This is a genomic window from Kosakonia sp. PSU_27, assembly GCF_039409795.1.
Classification (GTDB): Bacteria; Pseudomonadota; Gammaproteobacteria; order Enterobacterales; family Enterobacteriaceae; genus Kosakonia.
The window spans coordinates 57,641-77,346 of record NZ_JBCIVK010000012.1 but is presented as its reverse complement, the minus strand read 5'-3'; the positions used below and the strand labels follow the sequence as shown (position 1 = coordinate 77,346).

Genomic DNA, 19,706 nt, shown 5'->3' with positions numbered 1-19,706 from the left:
GTGAAGTCAACTGTTTATTTTCAGATTGCTTCACCTGACAGGCCGGTGTGTTTGCCGTTGTGCCGTGTCAGTGGAGGCGCATTATAGGGAGTTAATTCCCGCTGACAACCCCTAATTTGAAAAAAGTAACCGTCCGCTCACTTTTCAGGCGAATTACGCTGAGAAGTTAAATTCTTGCGTGGTTTTCAAACAAAAACGAGCCCGAAAGGGCTCGTTTTCTTCTTTTGTGACTTACTGCACTGCCACAATGCGCTCATCTTTCACTACGAGCTGCACCGGTTTGCCCGGAATCAGCTCACCCGAAAGAATCTGCTGCGCCAGCGGGTTTTCAATCTGCTGTTGAATAGCGCGTTTCAGTGGACGCGCGCCATACACCGGATCGTACCCGTTTGCGCTGAGCAGTTTCAGCGCGTCGTCGGAAATGCTTACAGCATAACCACGCTCTTCCAGGCGCTTATACAAACGCTGCAACTGGATCTGCGCAATAGACGCAATGTGTTTTTCACCCAACGGATGGAACACTACCACTTCATCAATACGGTTGATGAATTCCGGACGGAAATTCTGGCTCACCACACCTAACACCAGCTCTTTCATGTGGCTGTAATCCAGATCGCCAAAACGCTCCTGGATCAAATCAGACCCCAGGTTGGAAGTCATAATGACGACCGTATTACGGAAATCAACCGTTCTGCCTTGTCCGTCTGTCAGACGACCATCATCCAGTACCTGCAACAAAATGTTGAACACATCCGGATGCGCTTTCTCTACTTCATCCAGCAGAATAACGGAATAAGGGCGACGGCGAACCGCTTCTGTCAGATAACCGCCCTCTTCATAGCCAACATATCCCGGAGGCGCACCGACAAGACGCGAAACGGAGTGTTTCTCCATAAATTCCGACATGTCGATACGCACCATTGCATCGTCGCTGTCGAACATAAAGTTTGCCAGAGACTTACACAGTTCGGTTTTACCCACCCCAGTTGGGCCAAGGAACAGGAACGAACCGATCGGACGATTCGGATCCGACAGCCCTGCGCGGCTACGGCGAATAGCGTTAGAAACGGCTTCGACAGCTTCATCCTGACCGATTACACGATGATGGAGGTCATGCTCCATGCGCAGTAATTTTTCGCGCTCGCCTTCCATCATTCTCGCTACCGGGATGCCAGTCCAGCGCGCCAACACCTCTGCAATTTCTGCATCGGTCACGCGGTTACGCAGCAGGCGCATGGTTTTACCCTCGGCCTGAGTTGCGGCAGCCAGCTGTTTTTCAAGTTCCGGGATTTTCCCGTACTGAAGTTCCGACATGCGTCCCAAATCACCATTACGACGCGCTTGCTCCATGGCAATTTTGGCCTGCTCCAGTTCCGACTTGATGGTTTGGGTTCCGGAGAGGGAGGCTTTTTCCGCTTTCCACTCTTCTTCTAATGATGAGTACTGGCGCTCTTTATCTTCCAGCTCTTCATTCAGCATTTCGAGCCGCTTGAGACTGGCCTCATCGGACTCTTTCATCAGCGCCCGCTGCTCCAGCTTGAGCTGGATGATACGGCGATCGAGCCGGTCGAGTTCTTCCGGTTTTGAGTCAATCTGCATACGAATGCTGGACGCGGCTTCATCAATCAAGTCGATGGCTTTATCCGGCAGCTGACGATCGGCGATGTAGCGATGCGACAGCGTTGCCGCCGCAACAATTGCCGGGTCGGTAATTTGCACGTGATGATGCAGTTCATAACGCTCTTTCAGCCCACGCAGAATCGCAATGGTGTCTTCCACCGTCGGCTCGGCCACCAGCACTTTCTGGAAACGGCGTTCGAGAGCCGCATCTTTCTCTATATACTGGCGATACTCATCCAGCGTCGTAGCCCCCACACAGTGCAACTCACCGCGCGCTAGCGCAGGTTTCAGCATGTTGCCCGCATCCATTGCACCATCGGCTTTACCAGCACCGACCATCGTATGCAGCTCGTCAATAAACAGAATGACGTTGCCTTCCTGTTTCGCCAGGTCGTTCAGCACACCTTTTAAACGCTCTTCAAACTCACCGCGATATTTTGCACCGGCAACCAGCGCGCCCATATCCAGCGCCAGTACACGGCGGCCTTTCAGCCCTTCCGGCACTTCGCCGTTAACAATACGCTGCGCCAGCCCTTCGACAATCGCGGTTTTACCGACACCCGGTTCACCAATCAGCACCGGGTTATTTTTGGTACGCCGTTGCAGTACCTGGATCGTACGACGAATCTCTTCGTCACGACCGATAACCGGATCGAGCTTGCCTTGTTCGGCGCGCTCAGTCAGATCGATGGTAAATTTTTTCAAGGCCTGACGTTGGTCTTCGGCCCCCTGATCGTTCACGTTCTCTCCCCCACGCATTTGTTCAATCGCCTGGGTCACATTGGCCGTTGTCGCACCAGCAGCTTTAAGCAAATCCGTCAGCGTACCGCGTGATTCAAGCGCAGCCAGAACGAAAAGTTCCGACGAGATAAAGTTGTCACCTCGCTTTTGCGCCAGCTTGTCGCAAAGATTCAGTACACGTACCAGATCCTGAGAAGGCTGTACGTCGCCACCGGTGCCTTCCACCTGCGGTAAGCGGCTCAGCGCTTGTTCAATCGCTGTGCGTAACTGGCCGGCGTTCACGCCAGCAGAGGTTAATAAAGGATGAATCGAACCGCCTTCCTGATTGAGTAAGGCGCTCATTAAATGAAGAGGTTCGATAAACTGGTTGTCGTGCCCGAGTGCGAGCGACTGGGCATCGGCGAGAGCAAGCTGGAATTTATTAGTAAGACGATCCAGACGCATAACTCCTCCCATAACAGGTCAAAATTGCTACTGGAGATTAAATGAGGTCATCCCTCAATTATTCAAGGTGAATGACCTGAATTATGCGAAAGAAAACCTACGCGTACTGGATCGTCTTGATTCTTTAGGTTATATCAGCCAAATGAAACTTGCCATACGCCCGGTCGTCTTGTCCCGGCGGTATGAGAAAAAATTATCCTTATCGCTGAAGGTACAGCGATCGCCGCCGAACACATGCCGGACGCCTACGCTCGCCAGACGCTGGCGTGCGAGCTGATAAATATCAGCAAAATATTTTTCACCGTGAGGACGAAAAGCGCTGTCGGCCTGCGGATCATGCCCCATGAACGCTTCACGAACTTCTGCACCGACTTCAAACGCTTGCGGCCCAATTGCTGGCCCCAGCCACGCCAGCAGATTTTCCGGCTTATCGGTGAAACACGCAACTGTCTGTTCCAGCACACCTGCACATAAACCCCGCCAGCCGGCGTGAGCAGCAGCAACTTTGGTGCCCGCCTGGTTACAAAACAAGACCGGTAAACAGTCTGCGGTCATCACCGCACAGACTGTACCGGGTGTGTTGCTGTATGACGCATCCGCCCGTTTCGACGCGTAAGGACCACCGCTAAGTGTGAGCACGTCAGTACCATGAACCTGTTCAAGCCACTCCGGCTTCGAAGGCAAACCGCCCGCCGCGAATAAGCGCGCGCGATTCTCTTCCACATGCTCAGCATTGTCACCACAGTGTGCGCCAAGATTCAGCGAATCGTAAGGTGGCAGGCTTACACCACCGACGCGCGTCGAGCTACAAGCCGCGACACCTTTCGGCAGCGGCCAGTCCGGGAGGATCAGTTTGGTCATAACCAGGCAACATCGTCCTTATGGGTTTCAAAATCAGCGCGCATCGCATCAATCAAATCAACCATATCTTGCGGAATTGGCGCATGCCATTCCATTTCAATACCGCTGATAGGGTGGTAAAGGCGCAGCATGGTAGCGTGCAGCGCCTGGCGGTCAAACTTGCGCAGTGCATCGATAAATTCGTCCGATGCGCCTTTCGGCGGACGCGGGCGACCACCATAGAGCTGATCGCCAACCAGCGGGTGAGTGATATGCGCCATATGTACGCGAATCTGATGCGTACGGCCTGTTTCCAGGCGCAGACGCAGACGCGTATGCACACGGAAATGCTCCATAATGCGGTAATGTGTCACCGCCGGCTTGCCCATCGGGTGCACCGACATATGGGTACGCTTGGTCGGATGGCGGCTGATCGGTTCTTCCACCGTGCCGCCAGAAGTCATATGCCCAATCGCGACCGCTTCGTATTCACGCGTGATTTCTCGCAGTTGCAGCGACTCCACCAGCCGCGTCTGAGCGGGTACGGTTTTCGCCACTACCATCAAACCGGTGGTGTCTTTATCCAGGCGGTGGACGATGCCTGCACGCGGAACATCCACAATAGGCGGGTAATAATGCAGCAGAGCGTTAAGGACAGTGCCATCCGGGTTACCTGCGCCCGGGTGTACAACCAGGTCGCGCGGTTTGTTAATGACGATAATGTCATCGTCTTCATAGACGATGTTAAGTGGAATATCCTGCGGTTCAAAACGTGCTTCTTCTTCGATTTCCGCATTGATAGCAATGAGTTCGCCACCCAACACTTTCTCTTTCGGCTTGTCGCTGACAACGCCGTTGACCAGCACGCGCTGGTCGAGAATCCATTCTTTTATACGCGAACGTGAATAATCCGGGAACAATTCGGCCAAAGCTTGATCTAAGCGTTGACCGAGTTGGTTTTCGGATACCGTTGCGGTGAGTTGTACCAGTTGTGCCATATACAGCTTCTTCGTTAACGTTGGGTTTTACGGCTTCGCCGTTTAATATAGTGTGCTATTGTAGCTGGTCTTAGTCGGGAGCAGGAATAAAGAATCTCCCGCGTAAACATTCTGAGGAAAGTCTAAACGTCATGACGCGCTTGAAATATCTGGTGGCAGCCGCCACGTTGAGTCTGGCTTTGACAGGTTGCTCCGGTTCAAAGGAAGAAGTACCTGATAATCCGCCAAACGAAATCTACGCGACAGCTCAGCAAAAGCTGCAAGACGGTAACTGGAAGGCGGCAATAACGCAACTGGAAGCACTGGATAATCGTTATCCGTTTGGTCCTTACTCACAACAAGTGCAGTTGGATCTGATCTACGCGTACTACAAAAATGCCGATCTGCCGCTAGCGCAAGCCGCGATTGACCGTTTTATTCGACTGAACCCAACCCACCCGAACATTGATTATGTAATGTATATGCGTGGGCTGACCAACATGGCGCTGGATGACAGTGCTCTGCAAGGGTTCTTCGGCGTAGACCGGAGCGATCGCGATCCGGCGCATGCCCGTGACGCATTCAAAGACTTCTCCAAACTGGTGCGCGGCTACCCGAACAGCCAGTACGTCACCGACGCCACCAGGCGACTGGTGTTCCTGAAAGATCGTCTGTCGAAATACGAACTGTCGGTTGCGGAATACTACACCGATCGCGGTGCCTGGGTTGCAGTAACCAACCGCGTAGAAGGGATGCTGCGTGACTTCCCGGATACAAAAGCGACCCATGACGCGCTGCCGCTGATGGAAAAAGCCTATCGCGAGCTGCAACTCAACGCGCAGGCGGATAAAGTGGCGAAAATTATTGCGGCGAACAGCAATCGAACCTGATTGACCTGATCGCCTGAAATACAAAACGGCAGCCTTCCGGCTGCCGTTTTTTTATTCATTTTATCTATCACTAAAGCGGTTTAGCCGCAATTCATCCTATCAACTATGACTGCTAATGATGGCGTAGACAAGGTAAATTTGCCCTCTTCCTGCCCTGCCTCACAAAACCCCTTTATTGACAAAAAGTGACAAAATAATGTGATTTAAATCACACATTTTGACATTGTGGACGGTATGCTGAAATCACCAAGACGGAAAGACAAGAGGTAAAATTTATGACAATGAACATTACCAGTAAACAAATGGAAATTACTCCGGCAATCCGCCAGCATGTCACAGACCGTCTCGCCAAACTGGATAAATGGCAAACTCAACTGATTAATCCGCATATCATCCTGTCGAAAGAACCACAGGGCTTTATCGCCGATGCAACCATCAACACACCGAACGGACAACTGGTTGCCAGTGCGAAACATGAAGATATGTATACCGCCATCAACGATTTGATTAACAAGCTGGAACGGCAGCTGAATAAAGTGCAACACAAAGGTGAAGCACGTCGCGCCGCAACATCGGTGAAAGACACAAGCTTCGTTGAGGAAGAAGAAGAGTAGTCTCTACATTGAGCCCATCCCAACGCGCCCACGGGCGCGTTTTTTATTGACAGAGCGAAAACAGTACGGGTACTGTACTTCGGTCGCACAAAGGAAAACTCCATGAAACTTGTTCCGTTCTTCTTCGCATTCTTTTTTACCTTCCCCAATTAGGGAGGCGATTCGTTTTGTGATAAAGAATGCGAAGACGAACAATAAGGCCTCCCACACCGGGAGGCCTTTTTTATTGATAACAATTAAAGACGAAAGGCAACAACATGACGGCTGAAAACCCCTTACTGGATTTACGCGTAAAGATCAGCGCACTGGATGAACAGCTGCTGACGCTGCTGGCCGAACGCCGCCAGCTCTCTGTTGAAGTCGGCAAGGCCAAGCTGGATTCACACCGTCCGGTACGCGATATCGATCGCGAACGTGATTTACTCGAACGTTTGATAGAGCTCGGCAAAGCGCATCATCTGGATGCCCACTACATCACCCGCCTGTTTCAGTTGATCATCGAAGATTCCGTTCTCACCCAGCAAGCCCTGCTCCAGCAGCATCTGAATAAAATCAACCCGCACTCTGCCCGCATCGCCTTTTTGGGGCCAAAAGGATCCTATTCACACCTGGCCGCCCGTCAGTACGCGGCGCGCCATTTTGAGCAGTTCATTGAAAGCGGTTGCCTGAAATTTCACGATATCTTCAGCCAGGTGGAAACGGGTCAGGCCGATTACGCGGTGGTGCCGCTGGAGAACACCAGCTCCGGGGCGATTAACGACGTTTACGACCTGCTCCAGCACACCAGTTTGTCTATCGTTGGTGAACTGACGGTGCCTATCGACCATTGCATTCTGGTTTCCGGCTCCACTGATTTAGAACACATCACCACGGTTTACAGCCATCCGCAGCCTTTCCAGCAGTGCAGCCAGTTCATTAACCGCTATCCACAGTGGAAAATTGAGTATTGCGAAAGCACTTCCGCCGCGATGGAAAAGGTCGCGCAGGCGAATTCGCCGCAAGTTGCGGCACTGGGCAGCGAAGCCGGTGGCGCGCTGTATGGCTTGCAGGTACTGCAACGTAATCTGGCGAACCAGACGCAGAACATCACACGCTTTGTGGTGCTGGCGCGTAAAGCCATTGATGTATCCGATCAGGTTCCGGCAAAAACTACGCTGCTGATGGCAACCGGCCAGCAAGCAGGCTCGCTGGTTGAAGCCCTGCTGGTGCTGCGTAACCACAATTTGATCATGACCAAACTGGAATCGCGCCCGATCCACGGCAACCCGTGGGAAGAGATGTTCTACATCGATGTGCAGGCCAATTTGCAATCCGGGCAGATGCAAAAAGCGCTGCGCGAACTCACCGACACCGCGCGTTCGCTGAAAGTCCTCGGTTGCTACCCCAGTGAAAATGTGGTGCCGGTCGACCCGGCTTAAACCTCTTTAAACAGCGGTTTCTTCATTCCTGCCACCGCCACGGGCAGGGTGAAGATCGCTCCCGACAGCGGATATTGCGCCACTTCGTCCGCCGACATATTTTCCCGCGTGGTGGTGATAAACAGCGTTTTCATATCAGGCCCACCAAAACAGACCATCGTCGGGCAACGCACCGGCAAGCGATACTCTGCCAGTTGTTCACCCTGCGGCGAAAAACGCGCGATGCGCCAGCCATCAAACATTGCGCTCCAGTAACAACCTTCCACATCCATCGCCGCCCCGTCCGGAATACCTTCCCCGGCGTTAAAGCGGCGGAAAACCTCGCGTTTACCCGGCTCACCCTGCTCATCAAGCGGCGTGCGGTAAATCACCGCGTTCGGCGTGTCCGAGGTGAACATCCACTGCTTATCGTGGCTGAAGGCAAGACCATTGGCACCGTGAATGTCGCACTGCAACACTTTGGGCGTGAGGTCATGATTAATGCGCAACAGCAACGCGCCGTTATAATCGCCCGGCCCCCAGAATGTGCCCGCATAAAAACGGCCAAGATGATCGGTGCCGCCATCGTTAAAGCGCGCCAGTTGCGGGTTTGAAGGGTTATCACACACTTTTTGTCGCAGCAAACCGCGCGCATCCGTCAGCCAGATGCCATTACGCATCGCCACGATAAAGCCGCCTTTCTCACGTAGCGCAAAGCAGCCAACCTCTTCGGCAAACGACAGCACCGTATGTTCGCCAGACGATAAGTGATAACGGTGGATCTCACCTTCAATAATATCTGCCCAGTAGAGCGCCTGCTCCGCGTCGCTCCAGGTGGGGCATTCCGGCAAATGCCCGGTGTAATCAAACAGCGTGTGCAGCTCAGCCATTGCGCATCCCTTAAATGAAAAAAGCCAGCGGGTAACCACTGGCTTTTCAGTATAAACGGCTTTTTTATTTACGGGCGGCTGTCGTTGGCCTGGCGTAACAACACGCGGCTTTCGCTCTGGAAACGTTGCGCATAGTCACCAAACCAGTGTTCAACTTTGCGGAAGCTGTCGATAAACGCCTGCTTATCGCCCTGCTCCAGCAGGCCAATCGCTTCGCCAAAACGCTGGTAGTAGCGTTTAATCAGCGCCAGGTTACTGGATGACGACATAATAATGTCGGCGTACAACTGTGGATCCTGAGCAAACAAGCGCCCGACCATCGCCAGTTCCAGGCGATAAATCGGTGAGGAAAGCGCCAGCAACTGTTCGAGCTGAACATTCTCTTCCGCCAGATGCAAACCATACGCGAAGGTCGCGAAGTGGCGCAGCGCCTGAATAAAGGCCATATTCTGATCGTGTTCAACAGCGCTAATGCGGTGCAAACGCGCGCCCCATACCTGAATCTGCTCCAGGAACCACTGGTACGCTTCCGGCTGTCGGCCATCACACCAGACCACCACCTGTTTAGCCAGGCTGCCGCTGTCCGGGCCAAACATCGGATGCAGCCCGAGCACCGGCCCTTTATGCGCGCTCAGCATCGCCTGTAACGGGCCGCTTTTCACCGACGCCAGATCGACCAGAATACAGTCCTCCGGCAAGGTCGGCAGTTTGCCGATCACCTGCTCGGTAACGTGAATAGGCACGCTGACAATCACCATGCCCGCGTCAGCCAGCAGCATATCGGCCTGCGCCCAGTCCTCTTTTTCAAGGATGCGCACCTGGTAGCCAGAGAGCGTCAGCATTTTGGCAAACAGTTGCCCCATCTGCCCGCCGCCACCAACAATCACCACCGGGCGAAGCGTCGGACACAGGGTTTTAAACCCTTTGTCATTTTCACTGGAGTAGGATTCGCGCATGACGCGGCGCAACACATCTTCAATCAAATCCGGCGGCACACCCAGTGATTCAGCCTCTTTACGACGCGATGCCAGCATCGTCGCTTCGCGCTCCGGTACATAAATTGGCAAGCCATATTTACTTTTGACTTCGCCAACTTCCGCCACCAGCTCCAGGCGGCGCGCCAGCAAATCCAGCAACGCCTTGTCAACTTCATCAATTTGATCGCGCAGCGCGGTCAGTTCAGCAACCATAACACCCTCTTAAGCAAAACGCGCCGCCAGGCTGTTACGCAGATCGTTATTGATTTCACGCAGCAGCGCTTCGGTCGCTTCCCAACTGATGCACGCATCGGTCACGGAAACGCCATACTTCATCTCGCAGCGCGGCTGCTCAGAAGATTGATTGCCTTCATGAATATTGCTCTCAATCATCAGACCGGTAATCGAACGGTTGCCATCTTTGATCTGCGCCACCACCGATTCAGCAACGGCAGGCTGGCGACGGTAATCTTTATTGGAATTACCATGGCTGCAATCTACCATCAGCGACGGTCTCAGTCCCGCCTGTTCCATCTCTTTTTCACACTGCGCGACATCCGCCGGGCTGTAATTCGGCGCTTTACCGCCGCGCAGGATCACATGTCCATCCGGGTTGCCCTGGGTTTGCAGCAGGCAGACCTGGCCGGCCTGGTTGATCCCCACAAAGCGGTGCGGCATGGCTGCGGCGCGCATCGCATTGATAGCGGTCGCCAGGCTGCCATCGGTGCCGTTTTTGAAGCCAACCGGCATCGATAAACCTGAAGCCATTTCGCGGTGCGTCTGCGATTCAGTGGTTCGCGCACCAATCGCCGACCAGCTAAACAGGTCGCCAAGGAACTGCGGGCTATTCGGATCCAGCGCTTCAGTTGCCAGCGGCAGCCCCATACTGACCAGCTCAACCAGCAGACGACGCGCAATCTTCAGGCCAGCTTCCACATCAAACGAGCCATCCATGTGCGGATCGTTAATCAGCCCCTTCCAGCCAACGGTGGTCCGGGGTTTTTCAAAATAGACGCGCATCACCAGATAGAGGCTATCGCTGACCTCTGCGGCAAGGGCTTTAAATCGACGGGCATATTCAATCGCGGCTTCAGGATCGTGAATCGAGCAAGGACCGCAGACCACCAGCAGACGCGGATCGCGCCCGGCAATGATGTTGGAAATGGTCTGGCGGGACTGGGCGATTTGCGCTTCCTGCTCGGCAGTCAACGGGAAGGCCGCTTTCAACTGATCCGGGGTGATCAGCACCTGTTCATCGGTAATATGTACGTTATTCAGCGCGTCTTTTTGCATGATCAAAATCCTGTATGGCTCGTTTGCGATAGTTGTTCCTCGAGTGAGGATGACGTAACGATACCATAGCTGGTAAAGATTTCAATCCACATAACGTAACGATTACTTTACAATGGCAAATTAATTGCCATTTAATCACCACTAAGTGTAATTATTTTTTTACACCCAGTGGCATTTTACTACTACATCGTTACGGCAGAGCGCCTGGCATGGTGTTTCCAGCGCAAAGCATCAACGAGGATAAACAGCAGCAAGCTGGCACCCATGACGGGTAACGCCAGCCCCAGCAACAGCGCCAGTAATGCGCTTATTACCCGTCCTGACAGCGGTAAACCCAGCCAATTGTGCAGCAGCGTACTTGCCGGGTTGGCGTTGGCACTGGCCGGGCGGCGGATCCACCACAGCCGGTAACCAACCACAATCATCACGCACAGCGCACTGCCAAAGGCGATCAGCAGCAACTGGTTCGCCAGGCCAAACAGAATGCCCATATGGAAATCAACGCCCCAGCGCGTCAGCTTCGCCATCAGCGGAAAGTCCGTGAACCTTGTGCGATCCACCACCGTCATCGTGCTGCCATCAATCGCCACCGCATCCACACGCGTGGGCCAGCCGCGATCGATTTCGGTTACCGTCCAGGCTTTATCCGCACTGCGTGGCGGGCGGATCTCCAGCTTGCCGGCGGCGATCCCGGCCTGCCGCGCACTGTGCAACGCTTCATCGAACTGCACCCGGTCCAGCTGCATATCCGGCATAGCCATCCCCTCATGCATCATATGGTGTTCCGCATGCGGATCGTGTATCTCCTGCACACCATGCAGTTGCGTATTAACCTGCGGCGTCATCCAGCCAAGCGCTGCACGCAGACTGTCAACATTGCCGCCCGCCCACTGCGACCAGGTCAGACCGGTGGCGGAAAACAGCAGCATCCCGATAAGCAGGAGCCAGCCTAAAGAGACATGCAGGCGACGATGATTTTGCACAGCGTTATTAATGCGCCGTTTCGGGCGGGTAAAAAACCACAGCGCAATACCACCAAGCGCGGCAACCCACATCCAGGACGCCGCCAGTTCGCTATACAGACGCCCCACATCGCCCAGCAGTAGCGAGCGGTGGAAATAGTCAATCCACTGGCGCAGCGGCAAAATTCCACTGGTGCCGTAGACCGTCATATCCCCTTTCACTTGCAGCGTCACCGGATCGATAAATATCGCGCGGTTCTCCGATGCCCCCAGTTGTGGGTCAGCAAACATCACGCGGGTAGTGTCACTCCCGGTAAGGCCAGGGCGCACCGCATGCAGACGCAAATGACCGCCGGTTAGCTGTTCAGCAACGGCAATCTGTTCGGCGAGCGGCTGCCGTGCTCCCCCTTCCACACCGTAAAGCGCATCGTGATAGAGCCAGTTTTCCAGCTGTGGCGTCGCCACGTATAACGTGCCGCTCAGGGCGGCGACAAAAATAAACGGGCCGACAAACAGGCCAATGTAAAAATGCAGGCGTCGCAGCACGCTGAGCCACGCCGCACGCGGAGTGCAGGTTGTCATACTTTTCCTCAGAAATAGCAAAAGGTCGCCGTTTCGCACAGGCGAACGGACATTTTTTTAGGATCAGGAAAAGCAGACGCGCGGCGGGGCGCGGGTATCAGGACAAAGCCAGGGAAAGAAGTGCCAGTGCTGAACAGGCTGACGGGCAACGACCAGGCAGATGCGCAGCACACGACCGAGCAGGAGCAAAATAACGAGGAAGAGAAGACCGGGAACATGTGCCAGCAGTACGCAGTAGCCACAGGCCTCGGCGTGATCAAGCGGCATACTTTGCGGCGAAGGTTGATGGCGCGACATCGGCGGCGATGCGACATCGTGGTGTGCATGCATTGGCATGCTCATCTCGTTCGGCGGCGATGCAACATCGTGATGTGCATGCATCGGCATGCTCATCTCATTGGGCTGCGATGCGGCATCGTGATGTGCGTGCATCGGCATGCTCATCACGTTCGGCGGCGATGCAACATCGTGATGTGAGTGCATCGGCATGCTCATCTCATTCGGCTGCGATGCGACATCGTGATGTGCGTGCATCGGCATGCCCATCTCGTGGTGCATGCCGGGCATCGCACTCATAGGATCTTGCTGCAGCGAAACAGAAATCAGCGGCGCGACGAGGATCAGCAAGATCGCAAACAGCGCCAGCCCTGCGGCTGCGCGTTGTGCTGCGTATTGATGAAAAACGTTCCTCACCACTTCCCCTCCCGGTCGAAGCGGCATTGTAAATTAAACATCACCAGAAAGTTAATTTACTTGTCGTTTTTCTGCAGACTCAGCGCCAGCGGCTCAGACATGTTTCTCGAGCGTAAAGACCACCACGCCATACGGCACAATTTCCGCTACCGCACACTCAAAATCCACCGCACCGTTGGTAAGGCGCACTTTGCCGCCCGGCAGACGCACCACATCAAAAACATCCAGCGTATCGTCAATGCTGATAAACCAGCGGCCGTTGCCAATTTTTTGCGCACGGGTATCCACCAGCCAGCCCGCATTTAGCCCTTCAATAAAATTCAAACCGTCGGTAGACGCTGGCGCGAGACTGCGATCCAGCGACCAGACGCCCGCCTCTTTCAGCTCGCCAGACTCATGGCGAAATTTCGGGATGCTCAGCGCCGCGTCATTTTGCGCGGCGCCCGCGGTTGCAGCGGGATACATTTCGCCTTTGCCCGTCGCCAGCCAGCCTAAAGAGACGCCGGTATCCAGCGCACAAGTCACCACTACATCGCCAGGGAAAAACTCACGTCGCACCCAGGTGCTGATGGTACCGGAGGAGATATCCAGTAAATCTCCCAGCTCTTTTTGCATCTCGAACCCGTACGCATCAAGGATACGGCGCAGCACCGGACGCCCGCCGGTCGACAAAATTTCGTCGTACAGCGCTTTGCCCTTCGGCACCGGTTTATCCGTCAATTTCGCATTTGCAAATTCACCTGTCACCAGCCAGTGCAGGTCTGCGCCGGTGTCGAGTGCGCATTTGACCACCGCTTTATACGACACGCTATCGCGCTGGATCCAGCTGCTGATATTGTTCGCCGGCACATCCAGCGCCTCAGCGAGGGCTTTCTGGCTGGAGACGGAATAGGACGCGGCAATGCGCTCAATCACATCCTGAACACTCATCTTGTTTTCACTCATGGACACCAACATCGAAAAAGTGATTTACACAATCGCATTTGCGATTTATATTGCTGTACATCGACCAAAAAGCACAGCTTCGCAGTACATTTTAAACAACAGGAGATAATGCGATATGTCAGATGCAAAATCAACGCCGTCGCATCCGCAATCCGCTACTCAAATGCGATCCAAACGTGGCTGCCACAGCCGGGTGAACACTGAGATAACTGCCCGTTTTCCGGCATGCTACGCCGCGACTCGCATAACAAAGTCCGCGCCAGCAAACCAGAAAACATCCTCGGCAATCCATAGCCAGCGCGAATGTCAGAGAGATCAGCAATACGCTGAGCACATATCGCAGGGCCGACTTAACCGCCACAAGTCTGACCTTCACGACACCGCAACATGGCGCGATGCGCAGGTTAATGCCAGCGCTTTGCATTTTGCCTTTACGCAACAGGAAAAGTGCCGTCACGGCGTTAAACACCCTTTCGGCATGGTGTTACGCTGAATTTGCTTTTGCAAGCCAACACTATCGCAGGAGAGCTTATGGCTATCACATCCCCTGTCGTGCATGTTCCGCTTAGCACATCAGAGCGGCTAAGCGGGCTAAACCATATCGCCGAGCTTCGCGGCCGTTTATGGGGCGATAACTGGAGTGACGTAGCACGCTTTATCGACGATCTGCGCGACCCGCGTGACGAACACGCAGAAGAGAACAACCGGGCGCTGGCGGCCATTTTCTTTCTTGCCCGAGTGCCCGCCGCGCGCCAGGCGCTCAACCCGCACGCATTAACGCTTGATGAGAAGCGGGCGGTGATCGCCGCTATGAACCATTTCCGCGCGGTAGTCAGCCAGTTTCCGAAACGGCTCACCATGCCGCTGTAAACCCTAAATCCACAACCATGACGTCAACCCGTCGGGCATCCCCTTGCCCAAATTCAGGAGCAACACAATGAGAAAACACCCCTTCAATTCACCGAACCACAGCCCTGAAGCCCTCGCGCTCCAGCTTGCGCAAGCGCGCAACAATGAACGTCTGCGCTGCGCCGGCGTTATCTCCGCCCGTCTGGACGCCCTAGCCGCATTCATCAGTTCGCATCGCCTTGAATGGCATGATGCTGCTGAATTGTTGCGCCAGGAAGCCAGCCACATCGACAACCAGGCGCAGGAGCTGCACTAATGGCCGACGAAATGGATCTCGCCCAGCAACGCGAGATGGAAGAACGCGAGCGGCATATTCAGCATGCACGCAATCGCCTGCTGGCACCCTCAAGGCTGACCTGTGAAAGCTGCGATGCGCCTATCCCGCAAGCGCGGCGCATGGCGCTGCCCGGCGTCACCTGTTGCGTTTGTTGCCAGCAGATCGCCGAACTGAAAGACAAGCACTACAGGAGACGCTAATTGTCTGTCACCTGGGCTTATCCGTGGAATGCGCCGCGTTCAGCTATCTCCAGCCCCTTGCTCACTCACGCTGAGCTGCACCGCCGTAATCGCCATATTGCGGCGGTGTCGCAGGCGCGTCAGGCACTGGCGCTCCAGCCAGAGTGCGTGCGCGTTTCACTCACCCGAGCTGCGGATACGATAGAAAAAGAGCACGGTATGGCGCGGGCGGAGGCTTTTCTGTTGCATTTTTATCGCCGCACGCTGCCGCGGCTCAACGCGGTGGCGCAACGCTATCAACTGGATCATTTACAACCGCGCGTCTCCAGAGCGGTGTTCAACGGCCATTTTGATACGGTTATCCAGCAGGGGCTGGCGCACCGCTTAGTCTCGCTGTTTACCCGCTACAACCAGTTGCCGGATATGAACAAAGCTCCTGTCGACAGGCTGGCAGCGGACATCGCCAATTTTATTCGCGGTGAACTGGCAGAGCACGACGACACAAGCGCAACGGAGCTGAAAACGCTGCATCGCTGGTATCTGCACGCAGGCACCATCGCTTTGCAATTCAACGTCACTCCCCCGCACTGGCAGCGAGTGACGCAAAAAGTCGTCAGCGCGGAAGATCTCGCCCCGGCAATCATGCGCCTGTTCAGCGAGCAGTGGTGGCGCGGGCATCTGCGCAAAGCCGCCGCGCAGTGGCGCGAGCATTTGCATATCGCACTCGGCAATGTCAGCAAGAAAAAACAGCCCTACGCCAGCGTGCAGTGTGTAACCGCCTGGCGCGAGCAAAAACGGCGTAATCGCGAGTTTCTGAAAAGCATGGAGCTGGAAGATGAAGAGGGAAACCGCATCAGCCTTATTGATAAACACGACGGTTCGGTAGCCAACCCGGCAATCCGTCGCTGTGAGCTGATGACGCGCCTTCGCGGTTTCGAAACCATCTGCCAGAACCTTGGTTACGCAGGCGAGTTTTACACGTTAACCGCGCCCTCGGCCTGGCACGCAACAACGCGCGCGGGCTACCGTAACCGGAAATGGAACGGCGCCAGCCCGGCGCAAACCCAGGCGTATTTCACCACGTTGTGGGCGCGTATCCGCGCGAAGCTGCACCGCAACGGCCTGCGCGTTTTCGGTATTCGCGTGGCAGAGCCGCATCACGACGGCACTCCGCACTGGCACCTGCTGCTGTTTATGCAGCCGCAGGAGGTTGCCCGCGTGCGCGAGATCCTGGGAGATTTCGCCTGCCAGCAAGACCACCACGAGCTGTCCAGCGCGAAAGCGCAACGAGCACGCTTTCACGCCGAAACCATTGATGCACAAAAAGGCAGCGCGACCGGTTATCTGGCGAAATATATCGCGAAAAATATCGACGGCTATGCGCTGGACGGCGAAACCGACGTTGAGAGCGGCGCATTGCTGAAAGAGAGCGCCTGCGCGGTCTGCGCTTGGGCCGCACGCTGGCGCATCCGCCAGTTTCAGTTTATTGGTGGCGCGCCGGTCACCGTTTACCGCGAGCTACGCAAACTGGTCGATAACGATGCCGCGCGCGGATTGAGCGTGGAGTTTGCGCAGGTGCATGAAGCCGCCGATCGCGGCGACTGGGCGGGTTATGTCAACGCGCAAGGCGGGCCGTTCGTCAAACGCGATGCGGTGCAGGTGCGTACTCTTTATGAAGCAGACGGCGATTTTAATCAGTATGGCGAAGAGACGCTGCGCGTACGCGGCGTGTATGACAGCGTGGCTGGAAGCGGATCGCCGCTGCTGACGCGGCTGAAAAAGTGGAAGATCGTGCCAAAGCGCGCGCAGGAAAACGTGCCGGATACCGCCCTTCCTTGGAGTTCTGTCAATAACTGTACGCCCTTCGAGCCCGATCAGCGGTTAAACCGCCGCCAGCGTCGGCAACTTACCGCCTGGCTGCGCAGCGATATTCTGCAGGCGCGCAAACGTACGCCAAAAAGTGTGCGCTGTACTGGCAGGAGTAGCAGGGAAATAGCTGGAAACACCGGGTTTAAAGCGCGAGCAGAAAGCCATAATGGTTTTCTTTATCAGCAACATAGTGATGGGAACAAATAATTATCGCTTCCCATTAATAATCAGCCTATGATACTGTATAAACATACAGTACAAGAAATTCATGAGAGGGATTCATGGTCTCTGAGCGACTAAATCAGACTCAGCACAAGTGGGCATGCGTGCAATTCATTGCCGAGGTGTCTCTGCTGGCTAACTGCAAACCGTCCGATCTGAAACTGGCGCTGAGTCTGATTGCGGACCTGGCCAACAGCGAAAACGCTACCGATGAGGATGAAAACATTTTCTACAAGGCCGAATAGCGCCCCGCCACGACCCTTCCCGGCAGTTAACGCTGCCCTTCTCTCGATGCGCCAGCGGCACTGCTGCCTGGTGCATTCGTGCTGTGCTTTTCTCTCTGCGCCCACCTGTTGTGCCAGCGCTTAACCAGCCCCGAAAGATAGCGTCCATCGCCTGCGGTCAGGAAACTTAACCATGGGGAAAAACCTTCCTGATGGAAAGAGACGCGAACGATGAATGTGAAAACACAACAAGGCGATACCCTCGACCTGCTTTGCCTGCGTTATTACGGGCGCACCGCATCAGTGGTCGAAACAGTGCTCGCCGCCAACCCGGGGCTCGCCGATCTGGGCGTTATTTTGCCTTATGGCACCACGGTCAACCTGCCGGAAGTACAGACGCAAACCATTAAAGAGACGGTGAATCTATGGGGCTGACCATCGAAAAAGTCACCTCATCGCTGGCGTACTGGATAAGCGTGGCGCTGACCTTTTTCGGCGCCATGACCCCGCAAGACTTTGCCGCCTATTTTGGCGCGCTGGGTGTTGCCGTCACCGTGGCGGTGAACTGGTACTACCGCCGCAAAAGCTATCTGTTCCTCCAGTCCTGCGCGTCAACCCAGGAGGTGATGAATGGGATTACCCGTAAAACGCTGTAGCGCGGCGGCGGTGCTGGCGCTGGCGGTACTGCTGCCGGATTTCCGCTTACTGAAAACCTCACCGCAGGGGCTGGCACTGATTGCCGATCTTGAAGGTTGTCGCCTGCGCCCTTACCAGTGCAGCGCCGGGGTCTGGACATCCGGCATCGGTCATACCGCAGGCGTCATACCAACGCGCGATATCAGTGAAAAAGAGGCGGCGAGCAACCTTGTCGCCGATGTATTACAGGTTGAGCGCAGACTGGCGCAGTGCGCACCGGTGGCGATGCCGCCGCAGGTGTATGACGCGGTGGTCAGCTTCGCCTTCAACGTTGGCAGCGGCGCGGCTTGCCGCTCGACGCTGGTTTATTTCCTTAACCAAAAGCAGTGGCGCCAGGCCTGCGATCAGCTGCCGCGCTGGGTGTTTATCGACGGTGTACGTAACCAGGGGCTGGAAAACCGCCGCCAGCGCGAACGCGGCTGGTGCCTGCAGGGGGCGCAATGAATGCTCGTCTGATCGCCCTGTTGATCGCCTCGCTCGGCCTGCTGTGGCTGGTGCAGCAAAACCACTCGCTGAGCGCCTCGCTGACGCAATCCCGCCAGCTTACGCGTGAGCAAAACAGCGCCATCACGCAGCTGAAAGCGCAACTGAACGCCGCCGCCGCGTTGGCGGACAAAAACCAGCAGGCGCAGGTGGCACTGCGCCTGCAACTGGATGCCGCCAGCACGCAAGCGGTGCGGCGCGAACAATCGATAACGAGGTTACTCAATGAAAATGACGCGTTTCGCCGCTGGTACAGCGCTGAGTTGCCTGATGCTGTGCGCCGGGTGCACCAGCGCCCCGCCTGCCCTTCCGCCGGTCACTGTTTACAACAGTTGTCCGCTGGTCAGCCTGTGCCCGATGCCGGGAAGTAACCCACAAACTAACGGCGATTTGAGCGCCGATATCCGCCGACTGGAGCTTGCGCTGGCACAGTGTGCGCTCCAGGTCGAAACCCTTAAACATTGCCAGGATGAGATCAATGCTAAAACCCAATACGCTACGCACCGCGCTGACTGACGCCGTGCCGGCGCTGCGCGATAACCCCTCGATGCTGCGCCTGTGGGTGGATAAAGGCAGTAACACCGCCACCCTCGCCAGCTCACTCTCTTTTGAAAAACAGTTCAGCCTCAATGTCACCGTCAGCGGTTTTGCCGGTGATATCGATGCGCTGTTCGTACCGGTGATGGCGTGGCTGCGTGCTAACCAGCCCGACATCCTCACTACCGAAGCCGGCCGCAAAGGCAGCTTCAGCTGGTCGCTGGTGACAAACACCGACAACACCCAGGATTTGACGATGGTGCTGCAACTGACCGAGCGCACCAAAGTCACGGAAATCGACGGCGCGCTGCATGCCGAAACACTGCCGGAACCGCTGCCGCCCGCGTTCGTGACCCGCCCGACCGAGCTTTATATCAACGGTGAACTGGTGAGCCGCTGGCCGGCCTGAATCGCCCGGCGTTGTGCCAAAAATCGGACAGCCCTG

The 19,706-nt window shown here is 55.4% G+C and carries 23 protein-coding genes, 2 pseudogenes and 1 other annotated feature; of the genes and pseudogenes, 15 read left to right on the top strand and 10 right to left on the bottom strand.

Translation table 11 applies throughout. The features are described from left to right. Positions 1-231 precede the first annotated feature (231 nt). The 3 genes from clpB to rluD all read right to left on the bottom strand — a co-directional run bounded on the left by clpB (position 232) and on the right by rluD (position 4,643). Entirely contained in the window at positions 232-2,805 is a 2,574-nt protein-coding gene (clpB, locus tag AAIG26_RS22765) for an ATP-dependent chaperone ClpB (protein WP_343181544.1), read from the bottom strand. Positions 2,806-2,934: 129 nt separating this feature from the next. Next, the gene (gene yfiH, locus AAIG26_RS22760; protein WP_343181543.1) at positions 2,935-3,666 is read right to left on the bottom strand and encodes a purine nucleoside phosphorylase YfiH; all 732 of its coding nucleotides are present in this window, start codon (positions 3,664-3,666) and stop codon (positions 2,935-2,937) included. Continuing rightward, positions 3,663-4,643 carry a 23S rRNA pseudouridine(1911/1915/1917) synthase RluD gene (rluD, locus tag AAIG26_RS22755; RefSeq protein ID WP_017459962.1) on the bottom strand — a complete coding sequence of 327 codons (981 nt, stop codon included), beginning with the start codon at positions 4,641-4,643 and terminating at the stop codon, positions 3,663-3,665. The genes yfiH and rluD overlap by 4 nt, the downstream gene beginning before the upstream one ends. 131 nt (positions 4,644-4,774) lie before the next feature. On the opposite strand from rluD, the gene bamD reads away from it, so the two are divergent. The 4 genes from bamD to pheA all read left to right on the top strand — a co-directional run bounded on the left by bamD (position 4,775) and on the right by pheA (position 7,544). After that, the gene (gene bamD, locus AAIG26_RS22750; RefSeq protein WP_020454767.1) at positions 4,775-5,512 is read left to right on the top strand and encodes an outer membrane protein assembly factor BamD; all 738 of its coding nucleotides are present in this window, start codon (positions 4,775-4,777) and stop codon (positions 5,510-5,512) included. 275 nt (positions 5,513-5,787) lie between these two features. Next, positions 5,788-6,126 (top strand): ribosome-associated translation inhibitor RaiA, encoded by a 339-nt coding sequence (gene raiA / locus AAIG26_RS22745; RefSeq protein WP_044489450.1) that lies wholly within the window; start codon positions 5,788-5,790, stop codon positions 6,124-6,126. Positions 6,127-6,227: 101 nt separating this feature from the next. After that, positions 6,228-6,353 (top strand) — a sequence feature (Phe leader region). Further along, positions 6,229-6,279, top strand: a complete 51-nt coding sequence (pheL, locus tag AAIG26_RS22740; protein WP_189660115.1) for a pheA operon leader peptide PheL — start codon at positions 6,229-6,231, stop codon at positions 6,277-6,279. It overlaps the preceding feature by 51 nt. A gap of 30 nt (positions 6,354-6,383) precedes the next feature. Further along, positions 6,384-7,544 carry a bifunctional chorismate mutase/prephenate dehydratase gene (pheA, locus tag AAIG26_RS22735; protein WP_020454769.1) on the top strand — a complete coding sequence of 387 codons (1,161 nt, stop codon included), beginning with the start codon at positions 6,384-6,386 and terminating at the stop codon, positions 7,542-7,544. Here pheA and AAIG26_RS22730 read toward each other — a convergent pair. From AAIG26_RS22730 to AAIG26_RS22700, 7 genes and pseudogenes are all read right to left on the bottom strand, one after another. Beyond that, entirely contained in the window at positions 7,541-8,413 is an 873-nt protein-coding gene (locus AAIG26_RS22730) for an SMP-30/gluconolactonase/LRE family protein (RefSeq protein WP_045513826.1), read from the bottom strand. The genes pheA and AAIG26_RS22730 overlap by 4 nt on opposite strands. A 68-nt stretch (positions 8,414-8,481) precedes the next feature. Then, the gene (gene tyrA, locus AAIG26_RS22725) at positions 8,482-9,603 is read right to left on the bottom strand and encodes a bifunctional chorismate mutase/prephenate dehydrogenase (protein ID WP_097408034.1); all 1,122 of its coding nucleotides are present in this window, start codon (positions 9,601-9,603) and stop codon (positions 8,482-8,484) included. A 9-nt stretch (positions 9,604-9,612) separates the two neighbouring features. Then, complete coding sequence (gene aroF, locus AAIG26_RS22720; protein ID WP_020454772.1) at positions 9,613-10,683, bottom strand: 3-deoxy-7-phosphoheptulonate synthase AroF; 1,071 nt, start codon at positions 10,681-10,683, stop codon at positions 9,613-9,615. Between the two features lie 182 nt (positions 10,684-10,865). Beyond that, complete coding sequence (locus AAIG26_RS22715) at positions 10,866-12,227, bottom strand: PepSY-associated TM helix domain-containing protein (RefSeq protein ID WP_343181542.1); 1,362 nt, start codon at positions 12,225-12,227, stop codon at positions 10,866-10,868. 63 nt (positions 12,228-12,290) lie between these two features. Further along, a pseudogene (locus tag AAIG26_RS22710) lies at positions 12,291-12,494 on the bottom strand (DUF2946 family protein); the annotation flags it as partial. Between the two features lie 210 nt (positions 12,495-12,704). Beyond that, positions 12,705-12,947: pseudogene (locus tag AAIG26_RS22705) on the bottom strand (DUF2946 family protein); the annotation flags it as partial. A gap of 66 nt (positions 12,948-13,013) precedes the next feature. After that, positions 13,014-13,865 carry a phage repressor protein CI gene (locus tag AAIG26_RS22700; protein WP_269232011.1) on the bottom strand — a complete coding sequence of 284 codons (852 nt, stop codon included), beginning with the start codon at positions 13,863-13,865 and terminating at the stop codon, positions 13,014-13,016. Positions 13,866-14,396: 531 nt separating this feature from the next. Between AAIG26_RS22700 and AAIG26_RS22695 the strand changes: the two genes are divergently transcribed. The 11 genes from AAIG26_RS22695 (at position 14,397) to AAIG26_RS22645 (ending at position 19,670) form a co-directional block, all read left to right on the top strand. Next, positions 14,397-14,735, top strand: coding sequence for a DUF5347 family protein (locus tag AAIG26_RS22695; RefSeq protein ID WP_045513809.1), 339 nt, complete (start codon positions 14,397-14,399; stop codon positions 14,733-14,735). 67 nt (positions 14,736-14,802) lie between these two features. Further along, on the top strand, positions 14,803-15,030 hold the full coding sequence (locus tag AAIG26_RS22690; protein WP_343181541.1) for a DUF2732 family protein: 228 nt from the start codon (positions 14,803-14,805) through the stop codon (positions 15,028-15,030). Continuing rightward, on the top strand, positions 15,030-15,251 hold the full coding sequence (locus AAIG26_RS22685) for a TraR/DksA family transcriptional regulator (protein ID WP_020454778.1): 222 nt from the start codon (positions 15,030-15,032) through the stop codon (positions 15,249-15,251). The genes AAIG26_RS22690 and AAIG26_RS22685 overlap by 1 nt, the downstream gene beginning before the upstream one ends. Beyond that, positions 15,252-17,306, top strand: coding sequence for a replication endonuclease (locus AAIG26_RS22680; RefSeq protein WP_343181540.1), 2,055 nt, complete (start codon positions 15,252-15,254; stop codon positions 17,304-17,306). A 74-nt stretch (positions 17,307-17,380) separates the two neighbouring features. Next, positions 17,381-17,566 carry a hypothetical protein gene (locus tag AAIG26_RS22675; protein WP_017459947.1) on the top strand — a complete coding sequence of 62 codons (186 nt, stop codon included), beginning with the start codon at positions 17,381-17,383 and terminating at the stop codon, positions 17,564-17,566. A gap of 210 nt (positions 17,567-17,776) precedes the next feature. Then, complete coding sequence (locus AAIG26_RS22670; protein WP_020454780.1) at positions 17,777-17,980, top strand: tail protein X; 204 nt, start codon at positions 17,777-17,779, stop codon at positions 17,978-17,980. Beyond that, positions 17,971-18,201, top strand: a complete 231-nt coding sequence (locus tag AAIG26_RS22665) for an HP1 family phage holin (RefSeq protein WP_017459945.1) — start codon at positions 17,971-17,973, stop codon at positions 18,199-18,201. Before AAIG26_RS22670 ends, AAIG26_RS22665 begins: the two co-directional genes overlap by 10 nt. Then, a complete protein-coding gene (locus tag AAIG26_RS22660; RefSeq protein WP_343181539.1) occupies positions 18,176-18,685 on the top strand; it encodes a lysozyme in 510 nt (169 codons plus the stop codon). The genes AAIG26_RS22665 and AAIG26_RS22660 overlap by 26 nt, the downstream gene beginning before the upstream one ends. Further along, positions 18,682-19,095, top strand: coding sequence for an Rz-like lysis system protein LysB (gene lysB, locus AAIG26_RS22655; protein ID WP_343181538.1), 414 nt, complete (start codon positions 18,682-18,684; stop codon positions 19,093-19,095). Before AAIG26_RS22660 ends, lysB begins: the two co-directional genes overlap by 4 nt. Then, on the top strand, positions 18,995-19,240 hold the full coding sequence (lysC, locus tag AAIG26_RS22650) for an Rz1-like lysis system protein LysC (protein ID WP_082071816.1): 246 nt from the start codon (positions 18,995-18,997) through the stop codon (positions 19,238-19,240). The genes lysB and lysC overlap by 101 nt, the downstream gene beginning before the upstream one ends. After that, positions 19,203-19,670 (top strand): phage tail protein, encoded by a 468-nt coding sequence (locus AAIG26_RS22645; protein ID WP_044489451.1) that lies wholly within the window; start codon positions 19,203-19,205, stop codon positions 19,668-19,670. Before lysC ends, AAIG26_RS22645 begins: the two co-directional genes overlap by 38 nt. Positions 19,671-19,706: the final 36 nt, after the last annotated feature.

Bases quoted from the DNA above. Each gene is read 5' to 3' on its own strand.
- clpB (WP_343181544.1), bottom strand. From the start codon at position 2,805: ATGCGTCTGGATCGTCTTACTAATAAATTCCAGCTTGCTCTCGCCGAT.
- yfiH (WP_343181543.1), bottom strand. From the start codon at position 3,666: ATGACCAAACTGATCCTCCCGGACTGGCCGCTGCCGAAAGGTGTCGCG.
- rluD (WP_017459962.1), bottom strand. From the start codon at position 4,643: ATGGCACAACTGGTACAACTCACCGCAACGGTATCCGAAAACCAACTC.
- bamD (WP_020454767.1), top strand. From the start codon at position 4,775: ATGACGCGCTTGAAATATCTGGTGGCAGCCGCCACGTTGAGTCTGGCT.
- raiA (WP_044489450.1), top strand. From the start codon at position 5,788: ATGACAATGAACATTACCAGTAAACAAATGGAAATTACTCCGGCAATC.
- pheA (WP_020454769.1), top strand. From the start codon at position 6,384: ATGACGGCTGAAAACCCCTTACTGGATTTACGCGTAAAGATCAGCGCA.
- AAIG26_RS22730 (WP_045513826.1), bottom strand. From the start codon at position 8,413: ATGGCTGAGCTGCACACGCTGTTTGATTACACCGGGCATTTGCCGGAA.
- tyrA (WP_097408034.1), bottom strand. From the start codon at position 9,603: ATGGTTGCTGAACTGACCGCGCTGCGCGATCAAATTGATGAAGTTGAC.
- aroF (WP_020454772.1), bottom strand. From the start codon at position 10,683: ATGCAAAAAGACGCGCTGAATAACGTACATATTACCGATGAACAGGTG.
- AAIG26_RS22715 (WP_343181542.1), bottom strand. From the start codon at position 12,227: ATGACAACCTGCACTCCGCGTGCGGCGTGGCTCAGCGTGCTGCGACGC.
- AAIG26_RS22700 (WP_269232011.1), bottom strand. From the start codon at position 13,865: ATGAGTGAAAACAAGATGAGTGTTCAGGATGTGATTGAGCGCATTGCC.
- AAIG26_RS22695 (WP_045513809.1), top strand. From the start codon at position 14,397: ATGGCTATCACATCCCCTGTCGTGCATGTTCCGCTTAGCACATCAGAG.
- AAIG26_RS22690 (WP_343181541.1), top strand. From the start codon at position 14,803: ATGAGAAAACACCCCTTCAATTCACCGAACCACAGCCCTGAAGCCCTC.
- AAIG26_RS22685 (WP_020454778.1), top strand. From the start codon at position 15,030: ATGGCCGACGAAATGGATCTCGCCCAGCAACGCGAGATGGAAGAACGC.
- AAIG26_RS22675 (WP_017459947.1), top strand. From the start codon at position 17,381: ATGGTCTCTGAGCGACTAAATCAGACTCAGCACAAGTGGGCATGCGTG.
- AAIG26_RS22670 (WP_020454780.1), top strand. From the start codon at position 17,777: ATGAATGTGAAAACACAACAAGGCGATACCCTCGACCTGCTTTGCCTG.
- AAIG26_RS22665 (WP_017459945.1), top strand. From the start codon at position 17,971: ATGGGGCTGACCATCGAAAAAGTCACCTCATCGCTGGCGTACTGGATA.
- AAIG26_RS22660 (WP_343181539.1), top strand. From the start codon at position 18,176: ATGGGATTACCCGTAAAACGCTGTAGCGCGGCGGCGGTGCTGGCGCTG.
- lysB (WP_343181538.1), top strand. From the start codon at position 18,682: ATGAATGCTCGTCTGATCGCCCTGTTGATCGCCTCGCTCGGCCTGCTG.
- lysC (WP_082071816.1), top strand. From the start codon at position 18,995: ATGCTGTGCGCCGGGTGCACCAGCGCCCCGCCTGCCCTTCCGCCGGTC.
- AAIG26_RS22645 (WP_044489451.1), top strand. From the start codon at position 19,203: ATGCTAAAACCCAATACGCTACGCACCGCGCTGACTGACGCCGTGCCG.